This window comes from Asanoa iriomotensis (assembly GCF_016862515.1).
Lineage (GTDB): Bacteria > Actinomycetota > Actinomycetes > Mycobacteriales > Micromonosporaceae > Asanoa > Asanoa iriomotensis.
In genome coordinates this window covers 1-15,993 of sequence record NZ_BONC01000050.1, presented here as the reverse complement: position 1 = coordinate 15,993, position 15,993 = coordinate 1, and the positions used below count along the sequence as shown (strand labels likewise).

The window sequence follows — 15,993 nt, the reverse complement described above, 5'->3', positions numbered from 1 at the left end:
GGTTGGGCGTAATCAGTCGATCGGACCCCGCTGCCCTTCGGACGTGTCGCCAATCCGATGGTTGGCCGATAGGGCCAACCACCGAATCGTGGCGTCAATCAAGAAAAGGTCTACACGGCCTGGAAGGCGTCGGAAAGGATGTTGAGCCCCCGCTCGAGTGTGCGGTCGTCGATCACCAATGGCGGCAGGAAACGCAGCACATTGCCGTACGTGCCGCAGGTCAGCGTCAACAGCCCACGGCGGTGGCACTCCGTCGACACCGCGCTCGCGGTCGCCGGATCGGGCGTCAGCGTGCCGGGCTGGACGATCTCGATCGCCTGCATCGCGCCGCGGCCGCGTACCTCCGCGATCCTGGGGTCCGCGGCGGCGAGGTCACCGAGCCGGCCGCCGAGCATCAGCCCGATCCGCCTGGCCGAGGTGACCAGGTCGAGCTCGCGCATCGTCTCGATCGAGGCGAGCGCGGCCGCACATGCCAGCGGGTTGCCGCCGTAGGTGCCGCCGAGCCCGCCCGGATGCACCGCGTCCATGATGTCGGCCCGGCCGGTGACCGCACCCAGCGGCAACCCCCCGGCGATGCCCTTGGCCAGCGTGATCAGGTCGGGCACGACGCGCTCGTGCGTCGACGCGAACCAGTCGCCCGTGCGGCAGAAGCCGGTCTGGATCTCGTCGGCGATGAACACCGCGCCCGCCTCGCGCGCCCACGCGGACAGCGCAGGCAGGAAGCCGGGCGCCGGCACCACGAAGCCGCCCTCGCCCTGGATGGGCTCGATCAGCACCGCGGCGACGTTGGTCGCCCCGATCTGCGCGTTGACCAGGTCGAGCGCCCGGGCGGCGGCGTCCGCGCCGGAGAGCCCACCGTCGCGCAGCGGATAGGACATCGGCACCCGGTAGACCTCGCCCGCGAACGGGCCGAAGCGGTGCTTGTAGGGCATGTTCTTCGCGGTCAGCGCCATGGTCAGGTTGGTCCGGCCGTGGTACGCGTGGTCGAACACCACCACCGCGGTGCGCCCGGTCGCGTGCCGGGCGATCTTCACCGCGTTCTCCACCGCCTCGGCGCCGGAGTTGACCAGCATCGACCGCTTCTCGAAGTCGCCGGGGGTCAGCGCGTTGAGCGACTCGCAGACCGACACGTACAACTCGTAGGGCGCGACCATGAAGCACGTGTGCGTGAACCGCTCGACCTGCTCGCGCACGGCCGCCACGACGCGCGGCGCCGAGTTGCCGACCGAGGTCACCGCGATCCCGGAGGCGAAGTCGACCCACTCGTTGCCGTCGACATCGGTCAGCGTGCCGCCGCCCGCGTGGTCCACATAGGAGCTGATCACCGAGCTGACGCCCCGGGCCACCGCCGCCGTGCGCCGCTTGTGCAGGTCGAGCGAGGCCATCAGCCCTCCAGGTTGTGCATGACGTGCTTGATGCGGGTGTAGTCCTCGAGGCTGTAGACCGACAGATCCTTGCCGTGCCCCGAGTGCTTGAAGCCGCCGTGCGGCATCTCGGACACGAACGGGATGTGCGTGTTGACCCAGACGCAGCCGAAGTCGAGCCGGCGGGTCATCCGCATCGCGCGGCCGTGGTCGCGGGTCCAGACCGAGGCGGAGAGCCCGTATTCGACGCCGTTGGCCCAGCGGACCGCCTCGTCCTCGTCGGTGAACCGCTGCACGGTGATCACCGGGCCGAACACCTCGTCCTGGATGATCTCGTCCTGCTGGCGCACGCCGGAGACCACCGTCGGCGCGTAGAAGAAGCCGCGCTCGCCGACCCGGGCGCCACCGATCTCCAGCGAGGCGTGGTCGGGCAGCCGGTCGACGAACCCCGTGACCCGGCCGAGCTGGTTGGCGTTGTTGAGCGGACCGTAGAGCACGTCCTCCTCGTCGGGCCCGCCGGTCTTCGTGCCCCGGGCCTGCTCGACGAGCGCCGCGAGGAAGTCGTCGTGGACGCCGGGGCCGGCCAGCACCCGGGTCGCGGCGGTGCAGTCCTGGCCCGCGTTGAAGTAGCCGCCGACCGCGATCGCCTCGGCCGCCGCCGCCACGTCGGCGTCGTCGAAGAGCACGACCGGCGCCTTGCCGCCGAGCTCGAGGTGGGTGCGCTTGAGGTCGGGCGCGGCCGCCGCGGCGACCTCCATGCCCGCGCGGGTCGAGCCGGTGATCGAGACCAGCTCGGGTACGGGGTGCGCCACGACGGCCCGGCCGGTGTCCCGGTCGCCGCAGATCACGTTGAAGACGCCGGCCGGGAAGAACTCGGACGCGATCTCGGCGAGCAGCAGCGTGCTGACCGGCGTCGTGTCCGACGGCTTCAGCACGACGCAGTTGCCGGCCGCCAGCGCCGGGGCGATCTTCCAGATGGCCATCATCAGCGGGTAGTTCCACGGCGTCACCTGGCCCACGACGCCGAGCGGCTCGCGGCGGACGTACGAGGTGTGTCCCGCCATGTACTCACCCGCCGAGCGGCCCTCCAGCATGCGCGCGGCGCCCGCGAAGAAGCGCAGCTCGTCGACGGCCGGCGGCAGTTCCTCGTCGGTGGTCAGCTGGCGCGGCTTGCCGGTGTTGCGCACCTCGGCGTCGACCAGCTCGGCCGCGCGGGACTCGACCGCGTCGGCGAACTTGAGCAGGGCCAGCTGCCGCTGCGCCGGGGTCACGTCGCGCCAGCTCTCGAACGCCGTCGCGGCGGCCGTCATGGCCTTGTCGACGTCGGCGGCACCGGAGATCGGCGCGTGCGCGAAGACCTCACCGGTGGTCGGATCGACCAGGTCGCTGAAGTTGCCGTCGACCGGGTCGACGTACTCACCGTTGACGAAGTTGCGCAGTTGCTGCTTGTCGCTCATCGGGGGGTCTCCAGGCGTGGGGGGCCGGGCTGTTGTATTCGCAACCCTCACGCCATCTTCGCGACCGAATCCGTAGCTGACAAGGTCCATCGCCACGGTTTCCGCGAGGTTAGGGGCTGGGTTAGGCTCCGGACCGTGGACGAGCGCGCCTTCTACGTAGCCGGCCGGCCCGAGCACGGGGCCGACCCCGTGACGATCCGGCACCCCTACGACGGCCACGCCGTCGGCAGCACCACCACCGCCACACCCGAGCAGGTCGAGCGGGCGGTCAGCGCGGCCGCGGCGGCGGCCGGCCCGGCGCAGGCCCTGCCCGCGCACGCCCGGGCCGCGGCCCTCGACCACGTCTCGGCCCGGCTCAAGGAGCGCGCCGACGAGGTGGCCCGGCTGATCACCGCCGAGAACGGCAAGCCGCTCAAGTGGGCGCGGGCCGAGGCGGCCCGGGCCGTGTCGACGTTCCGTTGGGCGGCCGAGGAGGCGCGACGGTTCGCCGGCTCCCTGCAGCGCCTCGACACGGACCCGGCGGCGACGGGCCGCATGGCGGTGGTGCGGCGGTTCCCGCGCGGCCCGGTGCTCGGCATCTCGCCGTTCAACTTCCCGCTCAACCTGGTGGCGCACAAGGTCGCGCCGGCGATCGCGGCGGGCGCGCCGATCGTGGTCAAGCCCGCGCCGGCGACGCCGCTGAGCGCCCTGCTGCTGGGCGAGATCCTGGCGGAGACGGACCTGCCGGAGGGCATGTTCTCCGTGCTGCCGCTGCCCAACGAGCGGGCGGCCGCGCTGGTGTCGGACCCTCGCCTGCCGGTGGTCAGCTTCACCGGCTCGGGCCCGGTGGGTGCGGCGATCCGTCGCGCGGTGCCCGACAAGCACGTGACGCTCGAACTCGGCGGCAACGCGGCGGTGCTGCTCTGTGAGGACTGGACCGCGGACGCCGACCTGAACTTCGCGGCGTCGCGGATCGCGACGTTCTCCAACTACCAGGCGGGGCAGAGCTGCATCGCGGTGCAGCGGGTGTTCGTCCACGAGTGGGTCTACGACGGCTTCCTGCCGCGGCTGATCGACGCCGTGGCGGCGTTGCGCACCGGCGACCCGCGCGACGAGGCCACGGACGTCGGCCCGCTGATCTCGGAGGCGGCGGCCGAGCGGGTCGAGTCGTGGGTGGACGAGGCGGTGGCCGGCGGCGCCACGATCGAGGCGGGCGGCCTGCGCGCCGGTGCCACCTATCCCCCGACGGTGCTGTCCCGGGTGCCGAAGTCCGCGAAGGTGAGCCGCGAGGAGGTGTTCGGCCCGGTGCTGGTGGTCGAGCCGGTCGCGTCCGACACGGCGGGCTTCGCCGCGATCAACGACTCGGCGTACGGGCTGCAGGCGGGCGTGTTCACCCGCAACCTGCAGACGGCCTTCGCGGCGCACCGCACCCTGGAGGTCGGCGGCGTGATCGTGGGCGACGTGCCGTCGTACCGGGCCGACCAGATGCCCTACGGCGGCGTGAAGGGCTCCGGCGTGGGCCGCGAGGGCCTGCGCAGCGCGATCGACGACTACACCGAACCGCGCGTCATGGTGCTGACCGACCTCGACCTGTAGGTATCGTGCGGCGTGGCCAAGCAAAGCGCCGGAATCCTCGCGTTCAAGGTTGTCGACGGCTCGGTGCGGGTCCTGCTGGTGCACCCGGGCGGGCCGTTCTGGGCCCGCAAGGATCTCGGGGCCTGGTCGATCCCCAAGGGTGAGTACGAGGACCCCGCCGACCCGCTGGAGTCGGCGCTGCGGGAGTTGGCGGAGGAGACGTCCCTCGAGGTCGCGGCCGCGGACTGCGTGCCGCTGGGTTCGGTGAAGCAGAAGGGCGGCAAGGTCGTGGCGGCGTGGGCCGTCGCGGCCGACTTCGACCCGGCGCGGCTGCGCAGCAACACGTTCGAGATCGAGTGGCCGCCGCGGTCGGGCACGCGGCGCGAGTTCCCGGAGGTCGACCGCGCGGAGTGGTTCGACCTGGCCACCGCCCGGCAGAAGCTCGTCCCCGCCCAGGCGGAGTTCGTCGACCGCCTGGTCGCACACCTCTCGGCCGGCTGAGCCGGCTCTTTCGCTTTCAGCGCTGAGCTGACCTTTTCGCTTTCAGCGCTGAGCTGACCCTTTTCGCTTTCAGCGCTGGGCTGACCCTTTTCGCTTTCAGCGAAGTGCCGCACTGTGTCCGTACGCCTGCAACGGTGTAATGCTGTAATCAAGTAACGGCGTAAGCGACCAGCGGGAGGTGCGCCATGAGAGGTTTCAGAGGCCCATGGGAAGCGGGACCGCGCGGCGGGCGGGCGGAGCCGCCGCCGTCAGAAGGCCTGGCGGCATGGGTGACCGGCGCGGTGCCGGACGGCTGGTTCACCGAGCCGGCCAAGGTCACCATCGACCGTGACGAAGTCATGATCATCGGCAACCTGCCGTCTCCGCAGCTGGGTGCCGACGCGACCGACGCCGACCGCGCGTCGGCCGAGCAGGGCCGGATCGCCCAGCACCGCGAGGACACCCGCGAACAGCGCATCCGGATCGCACAGCAGATCGAGCACCGCTGGCGCCGCAAGGTCAGCTGGGGTGCCACCTGCGGCGACACGGAGGCCCTGTTCACCACGTTCTCGGCGCCGGTGATGACCCGCCTGCGCCAGACGGACCGCCAGGTCCTCGACACCCTGGTCGACGCGGGCGTGGCGCGCAGCCGCTCCGAGGCACTGGCCTGGTGCGTCCGGCTCGTCGGCCAGCACGCGGACCAGTGGCTCGGCGAGCTCCGCGACGCCATGGGCGCGGTCGACGAACTCCGCCGCCGCGGCCCCAACGCCGGCGAGGCCTAGCACCTGCTAGGGGCAGGGTCCCCCACCCCTGCCCCTAGGAGGTTCAGCGCATCGCCCAGGGCGAACCGTAAGCGGTCAGCAGGTCCAGGAACGGCTTCGGCGGCAACGCCTCCGGGCCCAGCACGCCGACGCCCGACCAACCGCCGCCGGCCAGCAACTCCAGTGCCACCACCGGGTTGATCGCGGTCTGCCAGACCACCGCCTGGTGGCCGTACTCCCGCATCGACCATTCGTTGTCGACCACGTGGTAGAGGTAGACCTCGCGCGGCGCGCCGTCGAGGCCCGTGCCCTTGACCCACGTGCCGGCGCACGTCTTGCCGCGCATCCGCGGACCAAGCGTCGCCGGGTCCGGCAGGCAGGCCGCCACCACGTCGCGCGGCGCGACCGACACGTCGCCGACCTTCACCGGGACCGTCGAGTCCAGGCCCAGCAGGTGCAGGGTGCGCAGCACCGAGATGAACTCGGCGCCCAGGCCGTACTTGAACGTCACCCGGCCCGCGTCGACCCACCGCGGGATCAGCAGCACCTCCTCGTGCTCGACGTTCACGCACTCGACCGGCCCGATGCCCGCCGGGAAGTCGAACACTTCCGGCTCCGAGAAGGGCTCGGTGGTGAACCAGCCCCGACCCTTCTCGTAGACGACCGGCGGGTTCAGGCATTCCTCGATCGTCGTCCAGATCGAGAACGACGGCGCGAACGAGGAGCCGTCGACGACGAGGTTCGAGCCGTCCCGCACGCCGATCTCGTCGATCGAGCTGAACAGCTCGTCGGCCGCGTAGCGAGCGAACACATCGGACAGACCCGGCTCGACGCCGATCCCGACCAGCGCCAGCCGGCCCGACTCCTCCCACAGGGTCGCGGTTTCGAACTGCGCCGCGCCGAGCAGCACACCGGTCGACGAGTACGGCGACGTCGGGTGCGGCTGCGACAGCGACATCGCCATGTCGAGGTAGTCGGCGCCCGCCGCGAAGGCACCGTCGAATATGGACATCACGAACCGCGGGTCCACCGCGTTGAAGACGTGGGTGGCGCCCGCCGCCAGGTCCCGCACCTCGGTCGAGGACGAGGCGTCGACCCGCGCCGCGGAAAAGCGCGGGTCGTCCAGAGCGTCGACGACGCTCTGCGCGCGGGACAGCGAGTAGTCCGCGACCACCCACGAGGAGAAGAACGAGCGACGGGCGGCGATCGCCGCGGCCGCGGCGCCGACGCCGCCGGCACCGATTTGCAGGACACGCATCAGGAATCGAACCCCAAACCAAATCTGTCGAGCGTACGCAACCACAGGTTGCGCCGGCCCTCGTGCGCGTCAGCGTGCGCCATGGACCAGCGGGTCGCGTTGATGACCAGGGCACGCAGCGGCTCCGGCGGAAACGGCACCGGGCGGCTGCGTACGAAATCCAATGTGGTCAGAGGCGTTTCCGCCCCGGACAGCAGATCCAGCGCCACCCGGGCACCGAACCGGCTGGCACCGACGCCCAGGCCCGTGAACCCGGCCGCGTACGCCAGCCGCCCCCGCAACGCCGTGCCGAAGAACGCACAGAACCGGGAGCAGGTGTCGACCACCCCACCCCAGCGATGCGTGAACGTCACGTCCGCGAGCTGCGGGAAGGTCTCGAAGAAGTGTCGAGCCAGCGTGCGGAACGTTGGTGCCTCCCTGGCGAGCGACGGCGCCATCCGGTTGCCGAAGTGGTAGACGGCGTCGTAGCCGCCGAACAGGATCCGGTCGTCGGCCGTCAGCCGGTAGTAGTGGAACTGGTTGCCCGAGTCGGCCAGACCCTGGCGGTGCCGCCAGCCGATCGACGCCAGCTCGTCGGCCGACAACGGCCTGGTGACCAGCGCGTAGTCGTAGACCGGCACCACGAACGCCCGCAACCGGCGCAGCAACGGCGGGAACGCGTTGGCCGCGAGCACGACGCCGCGGGCTCGCACGGACCCGCCGACGATGTGCGCCACCACGCCCGCCCCGGAAGCCGACAACCGCGTGACTCGCGTGTGCTCGAAGATCCGCACCCCGAGCGAGCGGCAGGCCTCGCGCAAGCCCCAGGCCAGCCGGGCCGGATCCAGCATGACCGTCCGGTCGCGATGCCAGACGCCACCGACGTAGGTGGGCGAGTCGACCTCGGCCCGCACCTCGTCACGGCCCAGCACCAGCACGTCGTGCCCGAACCGGCGGGCCAGCGCCGCACCCTCCGCCAGGTCGGCCACCTGATGCCCGGCGGTGGCCAACTCGATCTCGCCGGTGCGCTCGACGTCGCAGCGGATGTCGAACAGCGAGAGGGTGGCCAGCAGGGCGTCGAGGTTGGCCTGACCGAGCATCTCCAGCATCGCGATCTCGTCAGGGAACCGGGCCGCACCGTTGGCCAGCCCGTGGGTCAGCGAGGAGGCGCAGAAGCCGCCGTTGCGACCCGACGCCGCCCAACCGCACGTGCCCGCCTCGACCAGCACCACGTCCCGGCCGGGGTCGTCCTGCTTGGCTTGCAGCGCCGCCCAGAGTCCCGAGTAGCCGCCACCGATCACCAGCAGGTCGGCCGACGTGTCGCCGGCCAGCGGTGGCAGGGGGTCGGGGCGCTCGGGACGGTCAAGCCAGAAGACCCGGGGCTGGGCGTCCGCGAGCGCCCGACCGACGTTCATGCCACTCGCGCCCCCCGACGCCGCCGTACGTTGGTCGCCAGCACCAGCAGCAGCGCGATCGCGAACATGGCCGTGCCGATGACGTTGACCTGCGGCGGGACGCCCCGCTGATTGGCTCCCCAAACGTACATCGGGAAGGTCACCGTGGTGCCCGAGTTGAAGTTCGTGATGATGAAGTCGTCGAACGACAACGAGAACGAGAGCAACGCGGCGGCGACGATGCCCGGCAGGGCGAGCGGCAGCGTGACCCGCCGGAAGGTCTGGAACGGCGTCGCGTAGAGGTCCATCGCCGCTTCTTCGAGCCGGGCGTCCATGCCCGCGAGCCGCGCCTTGACGGTCACCACCACGAACGAGATGCAGAACATCACGTGCGCGATCAGGATCGTCCAGAAGCCCAGCGCGACGCTTCCCGTGACGAACAGTGCGAGCAGCGACGTGCCCATGACCAGCTCCGGCGTCGCCATCGGCAGGAAGATGATCACGTTGACCGCGGGCCTCGCGAAGAACTTGTGCCGGGCCAGCGCGAACGCCATCAGCGTGCCGAGCACGGTGGCGAACACCGTGGCCAGGAAGCCGATCTGCACCGAGCGCAGCACCGCGTCGCAGAGGCCGGCCGGGCCGCAGACGTTGGTCCAGTTGTCGAGCGTGAACTCGTTGAAGTCGTAGGACAGGCGGTTCGACGGCCGGTTGAACGACAACCCGGCGACCACGATGATCGGCAGGGCCAGGTAGGCGAGCACCAGCAGCCCGACACCCATGACCCAGCGGTCGGCGATCCACCGACCGATCCGGTAGTTCATCTAAACCACCTCGTCCGTTCCCGACCTGAACAGATAGACCATCACGATGATCAGGATCAGGAACATCAGCGCGAACGACAGCGCCGCACCGTGCGGGTAGTCGAGCCGGACGAGGAACGCCGAGTCGATGACGTTGCCGACCATGTAGGTGTTGGGGTTGCCGAGCAGTTCGGCGTTGATGTAGTCGCCGACCGCCGGGATGAAGAACAGCAGCGTGCCGGCGACCAGTCCGGGCATCGACAGCGGCAGCGTGATCTTGACGAACGACCGGGCCGGGCTGGCGTAGAGGTCGCCCGCCGCCTCCAGCAGCCGCCGGTCGAGGCGTTCGAGGCTGGCATAGAGCGGCAGCACCAGGAACGGCAGGAAGTTGTAGGTCAGACCGAGCACGACGGCGATCGGTGTGGCCAGCAGCCGGCCGTCGGCGCCGAGGATGCCGATGTCGCGGAGCAGGCCGACCAGGGCGCCGTTGTCGGAGAGGATCGTCTTCCAGGCGAGGGTACGCACGAGGAAGCTGGTGAACATCGGCGCGACGACGGCGACCAGCAGCAGGTACTTCCAGCGGCCGGCCTTGAGCGCGATGGCGTACGCCAGTGGGTAGCCGATGATCACGCCGATCAGCGTGGCGATCGCGGCGTACCAGAACGAGCGCAGCAGCTGGGGCCCCGCGTCCCGGACCGCGTCGACGTAGTTGCCGAACGACAGCGTCTGCGCGTAGCCGGTCTGCAACGAGCCGGCCGGGTCCCACAGGCTCGCCGCGCCGAGCGTGAGCATCGGCCCGAAGAAGAAGACCACCAGCCAGAGGGTGCCCGGGAGCAGCAGGAGGTAAGGCAGCCAGCGACGCCCTGACTTGCGCGCCGGCCGCGCCGACCCGGCCGGCGCCGCGCCGATCCCGGTCATAAGCGTCATGAGACCGCCCCGACGGCGTCGGGTTCGTCGAGCACCGGGGTCGTGCGGTCGCCCTCGCCCGGCTCGCGTCGCAGGATGAACGCGTGCCGGGGGTCCCAGTGCGCGGTGACCCGGGCGCCGAGTGCCAGCGGTGCCGCGGTGCCGGAGTTGGGTGCGAACACCGCGAGCTCGGTGCCCCAGCCGGTGCGCACCAGATATTGCGTGCTGACGCCGACGTAGGACGAGTCGGTGACCACGCCGGCCACGGACTGGTGCCCGGCCGGCACCGCCGCGCCGTCCGCGACCAGGGCCAGCTTCTCCGGGCGTACGCCGAGGAAGACCGGACCCTGGTCGGCGCGTGCCCGGACCGCGGGCACGGCGAACCGCTGCTCGTACGCCGAGACCAGGACATCGCCGCCGGAGAGCCCGGCGGCCTCCCCGGCCAGCAGGTTGGACTGGCCGAGGAAGTTGGCGACGAACGCGGTCGCCGGGTATTCGTAGATCTCCGCCGGCCGGCCGAGCTGCTCGATCCGACCGGCGTTCATCACCGCGACCGTGTCGGCCATCGTCATGGCCTCTTCCTGGTCGTGCGTGACGTGCACGAACGTGATGCCGACCTCGGTCTGGATGCGCTTGAGCTCGATCTGCATCTGCCGGCGCAGCTTGAGGTCGAGGGCACCGAGCGGCTCGTCGAGCAACAGCACCTGCGGGTGGTTGATCAACGCGCGGGCCAGGGCGACCCGCTGCTGCTGGCCGCCCGACAGCTCGGCCGGGCGGCGCTTGGTGAACCCCTCGAGCTGCACGAGCGCGAGCATCCGCTCGACCTGCGATGCCACCTGGCGCACCTTGCGGCGGCGCAGCCCGAACGCCACGTTCTCGAACACGTCCAGGTGCGGGAAGAGCGCGTAGCTCTGGAACACCGTGTTGACCGGACGCTGGTAAGGCCGCAGCCGGGTGATGTCACGATCGCCTAGCCGGACCTGGCCCGCGGTCGGCTCCTCCAGCCCGGCCACCATCCGCAACGTGGTGGTCTTGCCGCAGCCGGAGGCGCCGAGCAGGGCGAAGAACGCGCCCTGCGGGATGGTCAGGGTCAGGTCGTCGACCGCGGTGAAGATGCCGAACCGCTTGGTGACGTTGGCGATGTGCAGGTCGCCGGCGGTGCTTTCCATTTCAGGCACCGATGACCTTCTGGAACGCCGACTCGTACTCCCGCTCTTCCGCCTCGGTCAGGGCCTTGAAGACCTTCGCCTTGCCGAGCAGCGCGTCGTCCGGGAAGATCAGCGGGTTTGCGGCCAGGTCGGGGTCGATCTTCTCCATCGCCTCCTTGGCACCGGCGACCGGGCAGATGTAGTTGACGTACGCGGCGAGCTCGGCGGCCACCGCCGGGTCGTAGTAGTAGTCGAGGAACTGCTCCGCGTTGGCCTTGTGCGAGGCCTTGTTGGGGATCGACGAGTTGTCGGAGAACAGCATCACGCCGGCGTCGGGCGCAACGAACTGGATCTTCTCGTCCTCCAGGCCGAGCTGGATGATGTCGCCGGACCAGCCGATGCACGCGGCGATGTCGCCCTTGGCCAGCTCCGGCGCGTAGTCGTTGCCGGTGAACCGGCGGATCTGCCCGGCGTCGACCGCCTTCTGCAGCTTGTTGATCGCGTCGTCGAACTGCGCCTTGGTGAAGTTGGACGGGTCGTGCCCGTTGGAGAGCAGGATCAGGCCCATCGTGTCGCGCATCTCCGTCAGCGCGGTCACCTTGCCCTTGAGGTCAGGGCGGGTGAGCAACTCGTCGACGGTGCGGATCTCCTTGGCGACGTTGCCGTTGAACGCGAGGCCGGCCAGGCCCGACTGCCACGGCACCGCGTACTCGGTGTTCTTGTCGAACGGCCGGCCCTTGAGCGAGGGCAGCAGGTTCTTCTGGAAGTTCGGCATCTTCGCGGTGTCGAGCTTCTGGAACCAGCCGAGCCGGATCATCCGCGCGGTCATCCAGTCGGTCAGCACGATGACGTCACGGTCGGTCGGCTGGCACGCGGTCAGCTGGTTCTGCACCTTGCCGAAGAACTCGTTGTTGTCGTTGATGTCTTCCGTGTAGCTGACGGCGATGCCGCTCTTCTGCTCGAACGCGATGAGGGACGGACGCTTCGACTCGTCCTTCTCGTCGACGTCGATATATTGCGGCCAGTTGGAGACGGTGAGCGTCTTCTCCGTGCCGGAGAGGTCTTCACTGACGCAGGTGTCCTCGGTCTGCGCCGCACCCTTGGTGCCGCAGGCCACGAGCGCGCTGCCGGAAACGGCCAGCGCGCCGGAGGCCAGTGCACCGCGCATGAGCGTGCGGCGAGACAAGGAGGAACGCGTGAACGAAAGCAAGGCCGCGGCCTCGGGCGACAGCGGGGGTTGCGAGCGATTGCGCATCGAGGGGCTCCCGGAGTGGCCTAGTTGGGGGGATAGCTAGACGACGACCGATCCTGACATGCGGAAACCCTTGTCACAAGGGATTCCGTTGCGGCACTCGTGATTCACGACGAAATGCGGAAGACTTGCGGTCGAAATCGCTAGGTGAGGAGGACCCGGTATGGGCATGTCGGGCAACGGGGCAGGTCCTGGGGTGCGCCGGGTGCTGGTGCGGGACGGGACAAGTCACGCGCTGCTCGACGACGTCGCCAAACAGATCATCGAGCAGTTGCAGGAGGACGGGCGGCGGCCGTACGCGTCGATCGGAAAGGCTGTCGGCCTGTCCGAGGCGGCGGTCCGGCAACGGGTGCAGCGGCTGCTCGACGCCGGCGTGATGCAGATCGTCGCGGTGACCGACCCGCTCCAGCTCGGCTTCCCGCGGCAGGCGATGATCGGCCTGCGCATCTCCGGCGACCTCGAGCAGGTGGCCGACCGGCTGGCCCTGTTCGACGAGGTCGACTACGTGGTGATCACCGCGGGCTCGTTCGACCTGCTGTGCGAGGTGGTCTGCCGCGACGACGACCACCTGCTGGAGATCCTCAAACGGCTCCGGGCCGTCGAGGGCGTGGTCTCCACCGAGGCGTTCGTCTACCTCAAACTGCGCAAGCAGACCTATTCATGGGGTACGGCGTAACTACGGATTTCGTCGCGTTGTGCGGCATCGACCGCCGAAAACCCTTGCCTCTGGCCCCGATCTCGTGCGATAACCGTGGCAGGTAGTGCGGGCGCACACCGGCGCGCGCACGACGAACCGATGGGGCAACACGATGGCCAACGCCACGGATCACCTCTGGATGCATTTCACCCGGATGTCCAGCTACCGCGACGGCGAGGTGCCAACGATCGTCCGTGGCGAGGGTGCCTACGTCTGGGACGCGCAGGGTCGGCGCTACCTCGACGGGCTCTCCGGCCTGTTCGTGGTCAACGCCGGGCACGGGCGCACCGAGCTGGCCGAGGCGGCGGCCAAGCAGGCCGCCGAGTTGGCGTTCTTCCCGCTCTGGTCCTACGCGCATCCGACGGCGGTGGAGTTGGCGTCGCGGATCGCTTCGCTGACGCCGGGCGACCTCAACCGGGTCTTCTTCACGACCGGTGGGTCCGAGGCGGTGGAGTCGGCGTGGAAGCTGGCGCGGGCCTACTTCAAGCGGGTGGGCAAGCCCAACAAGCACAAGGTGGTCAGCCGGCACATCGCCTATCACGGCACGTCGATGGGTGCGTTGTCGATCACCGGGCTGCCGGGGATCAAGTCGGACTTCGAGCCGCTGGTGCCCGGCGGGATCAAGGTGCCGAACACCAACTTCTACCGGGCGCCGGAGCATGGCTCGTCGGTTGAGGACTTCGGGCGCTGGGCGGCCGAGGAGATCGCGCGGGCGATCGAGCGGGAGGGGCCGGACACCGTCGCCGCGGTGTTCCTCGAGCCGGTGCAGAACTCGGGCGGGTGCTTCCCGCCGCCGCCTGGTTACTTCGAGCGGGTTCGGGAGATCTGCGACGCGTACGACGTGTTGCTCGTGTCCGACGAGGTGATCTGCGCCTGGGGTCGGCTCGGCCATTACTTCGGCGCCGAACGATATGGCTACCAGCCGGACATCATCACCACCGCCAAGGGACTGACCTCCGGGTACGCGCCGCTGGGCGCGATGATCGCGCGGGACGAGCTGATCGAGCCGTTCCTGTCGGAGACCGGGATGTTCGCGCACGGCATCACGTTCGGCGGGCATCCGGTGTCGTGCGCGGTGGCGCTGGCGAACCTCGACGTGTTCGCCCGCGAGGACCTGACCGGCCACGTGCGCGCCACCGAGGATGCCTTCCGGTCCACGTTGGAGAAGCTGCTGGACCTGCCGATCGTGGGCGACGTGCGCGGTGACGGGTACTTCTACGGGATCGAACTGGTCAAGGACAAGGCGACCCGGGCGACGTTCGACGAGGCGGAGTCGGAGCGGCTGCTGCGCGGGTTCCTGTCGACGGCGCTGTTCCAGGCGGGTCTCTACTGCCGGGCCGACGACCGCGGCGACCCGGTGGTGCAGTTGGCGCCGCCGCTGATCTGCGAGCAGGCCCAGTTCGACGAGATGGAGCAGATCCTGCGCGCCGTGCTGACGGAGGCGTGGCAGCGCCTGTGATCTCGTTCTGGATGGGGCCGCCGCCGGCGCTGCGCGCGCCGCTGCCGGGCTCGCTGTCGGCGGACGTCGCGATCGTGGGCGCGGGGTTCACGGGCTTGTGGACGGCGTACTACCTGAGCGTGGCCGACCCGACGCTGCGGGTGGTGGTGCTGGAGCAGTCGTACGCGGGCTTCGGCGCGTCGGGCCGCAACGGCGGGTGGTGCTCGGCGCTGCTGCCGACGTCGCTGCCGGCGTTGGCCCGGCGCCACGGCCGGCCGGCGGCTCTGTCCTTGCAACGATCTATGAACGAGACGGTCGACGAGGTCGGCCGGGTGTGCGCGGTCGAAGGGATCGCCTGCGACTTCCACAAGGGCGGCACGGTGGTCGTCGCCCGGTCACCGGCACAGGTGGCCCGGGCGGCGGCCGAGGTCGACTCGATGGCGTCGTTCGGCTTCCCCGAGGTGTCGCTGCTGACGGCCGCGGAGGCGTCGGCCCGGCTGGGCGCGACGTCGGTGCTGGGCGGGGTTTACACGCCGCACTGCGCGGCCATCCAGCCGGCGTCGCTGGTGCGGGGGCTGGCGTCGGTGGTCGCGGCGCGAGGCGTGGCGGTCTACGAGGGCACGCCGGTGACCTCGCTGCGGCCGGGGGTGGCGGTCACACCGCACGGGACGGTCCGGGCGCCGGTGGTGGTGCGGGCGACGGAGGGCTACACGGCGGGGTTGCCGGGCTTCGGCCGTGCGGTGGCGCCGATCTACTCGCTGATGGTGGCGACACCGCCGCTGCCGCCGTCGGCGTGGGACGAGATCGGGCTGGCGGACAGGGAGACGTTCTCGGACTTCCGGCACCTGATCATCTACGGGCAGCGCACCGCCGACGGGCGGCTGGCCTTTGGTGGGCGCGGAGCGCCGTACCACTTCGGCTCGTCGGTCTCACCGTCCTTCGACCAGGAGCCAACGGTGTTCACGGCACTGCGGCGGACGCTGGGCGAACTCTTCCCGGTGCTGGGCCCGATGCCGGAGGTGTCACACGCCTGGGGCGGCCCGCTGGGGGTGACCCGCGACTGGACGGCGTCGGTGGGCCTGGACCGCTCGACGGGCCTGGCCTGGGCGGGCGGCTACGTGGGCGACGGGGTGGGCACGAGCAATTTGGCGGGCCGGACGCTGGCGCACCTGATCCTGGGGGTCGACTCTGATCTGGTGCGGCTCCCCTGGGTGGGCCATCGGTCGCGGCGCTGGGAGCCGGAGCCGTTGCGCTGGTTGGGCATCAACGCGGCGCTGCAGGCAACCGCGTCGGCCGACGCGGCCGAGGCCCGCACGGGTCGCTCATCACGCCGAGCCGCCTTGATCAACCGCCTGGTCGGCCACTGACTGCTCCTGGGTTGGTAATCCGTTGCTGCCACAGCACCTACCAACCACCAAGATCTGCCGCCCAGCCGACCAACTCCACCGACGCCAGGGCGTCCGCCGCCAACAACACGGCACCCGATCGCCCGATCCCCGCCTCGG

Annotated in this window: 14 protein-coding genes; 6 read left to right on the top strand and 8 right to left on the bottom strand. The window is 70.4% G+C overall.

Features of this window, described 5'->3' with window-relative positions; all coding sequences use genetic code 11:
• Positions 1–110: 110 nt before the first annotated feature.
• Both gabT and Air01nite_RS28545 read right to left on the bottom strand, forming a co-directional pair.
• Complete coding sequence (gene gabT / locus Air01nite_RS28550) at positions 111–1,385, bottom strand: 4-aminobutyrate--2-oxoglutarate transaminase (RefSeq protein WP_373310484.1); 1,275 nt, start codon at positions 1,383–1,385, stop codon at positions 111–113.
• Positions 1,385–2,821 carry a gamma-aminobutyraldehyde dehydrogenase gene (locus tag Air01nite_RS28545; RefSeq protein ID WP_203706420.1) on the bottom strand — a complete coding sequence of 479 codons (1,437 nt, stop codon included), beginning with the start codon at positions 2,819–2,821 and terminating at the stop codon, positions 1,385–1,387. Before Air01nite_RS28545 ends, gabT begins: the two co-directional genes overlap by 1 nt.
• 135 nt (positions 2,822–2,956) lie before the next feature.
• On the opposite strand from Air01nite_RS28545, the gene Air01nite_RS28540 reads away from it, so the two are divergent.
• From Air01nite_RS28540 to abmR, 3 genes are all read left to right on the top strand, one after another.
• Positions 2,957–4,396, top strand: a complete 1,440-nt coding sequence (locus Air01nite_RS28540) for an aldehyde dehydrogenase family protein (protein ID WP_203706419.1) — start codon at positions 2,957–2,959, stop codon at positions 4,394–4,396.
• A gap of 12 nt (positions 4,397–4,408) precedes the next feature.
• Entirely contained in the window at positions 4,409–4,876 is a 468-nt protein-coding gene (locus Air01nite_RS28535; RefSeq protein WP_203706418.1) for an NUDIX hydrolase, read from the top strand.
• Positions 4,877–5,061: 185 nt separating this feature from the next.
• A complete protein-coding gene (abmR, locus tag Air01nite_RS28530; protein ID WP_203706417.1) occupies positions 5,062–5,637 on the top strand; it encodes an ATP-binding transcription factor AbmR in 576 nt (191 codons plus the stop codon).
• Positions 5,638–5,680: 43 nt separating this feature from the next.
• Here abmR and Air01nite_RS28525 read toward each other — a convergent pair whose 3' ends face one another.
• From Air01nite_RS28525 to Air01nite_RS28500, 6 genes are read right to left on the bottom strand one after another with little or no spacing between them, the layout of a single operon-like run.
• Positions 5,681–6,874 carry a saccharopine dehydrogenase family protein gene (locus Air01nite_RS28525; RefSeq protein WP_203706416.1) on the bottom strand — a complete coding sequence of 398 codons (1,194 nt, stop codon included), beginning with the start codon at positions 6,872–6,874 and terminating at the stop codon, positions 5,681–5,683.
• Positions 6,874–8,268 (bottom strand): NAD(P)/FAD-dependent oxidoreductase, encoded by a 1,395-nt coding sequence (locus Air01nite_RS28520; protein ID WP_203706415.1) that lies wholly within the window; start codon positions 8,266–8,268, stop codon positions 6,874–6,876. Before Air01nite_RS28520 ends, Air01nite_RS28525 begins: the two co-directional genes overlap by 1 nt.
• Positions 8,265–9,068 (bottom strand): ABC transporter permease, encoded by an 804-nt coding sequence (locus Air01nite_RS28515; protein WP_203706414.1) that lies wholly within the window; start codon positions 9,066–9,068, stop codon positions 8,265–8,267. Before Air01nite_RS28515 ends, Air01nite_RS28520 begins: the two co-directional genes overlap by 4 nt.
• Positions 9,069–9,965 carry an ABC transporter permease gene (locus tag Air01nite_RS28510; RefSeq protein ID WP_239091030.1) on the bottom strand — a complete coding sequence of 299 codons (897 nt, stop codon included), beginning with the start codon at positions 9,963–9,965 and terminating at the stop codon, positions 9,069–9,071.
• Positions 9,966–9,970: 5 nt separating this feature from the next.
• Complete coding sequence (locus Air01nite_RS28505; protein WP_203706412.1) at positions 9,971–11,131, bottom strand: ABC transporter ATP-binding protein; 1,161 nt, start codon at positions 11,129–11,131, stop codon at positions 9,971–9,973.
• Entirely contained in the window at positions 11,124–12,356 is a 1,233-nt protein-coding gene (locus tag Air01nite_RS28500; protein ID WP_203706411.1) for a polyamine ABC transporter substrate-binding protein, read from the bottom strand. The genes Air01nite_RS28505 and Air01nite_RS28500 overlap by 8 nt, the downstream gene beginning before the upstream one ends.
• Before the next feature lie 166 nt (positions 12,357–12,522).
• On the opposite strand from Air01nite_RS28500, the gene Air01nite_RS28495 reads away from it, so the two are divergent.
• From Air01nite_RS28495 to Air01nite_RS28485, 3 genes are all read left to right on the top strand, one after another.
• Positions 12,523–13,029 (top strand): Lrp/AsnC family transcriptional regulator, encoded by a 507-nt coding sequence (locus Air01nite_RS28495; RefSeq protein WP_239091029.1) that lies wholly within the window; start codon positions 12,523–12,525, stop codon positions 13,027–13,029.
• A gap of 133 nt (positions 13,030–13,162) precedes the next feature.
• Entirely contained in the window at positions 13,163–14,509 is a 1,347-nt protein-coding gene (locus Air01nite_RS28490; RefSeq protein WP_203706455.1) for an aspartate aminotransferase family protein, read from the top strand.
• Positions 14,510–14,520: 11 nt separating this feature from the next.
• Positions 14,521–15,855: an NAD(P)/FAD-dependent oxidoreductase gene (locus Air01nite_RS28485; RefSeq protein ID WP_203706454.1), complete on the top strand. Its 1,335-nt coding sequence runs from the start codon at positions 14,521–14,523 to the stop codon at positions 15,853–15,855.
• Positions 15,856–15,993: the final 138 nt, after the last annotated feature.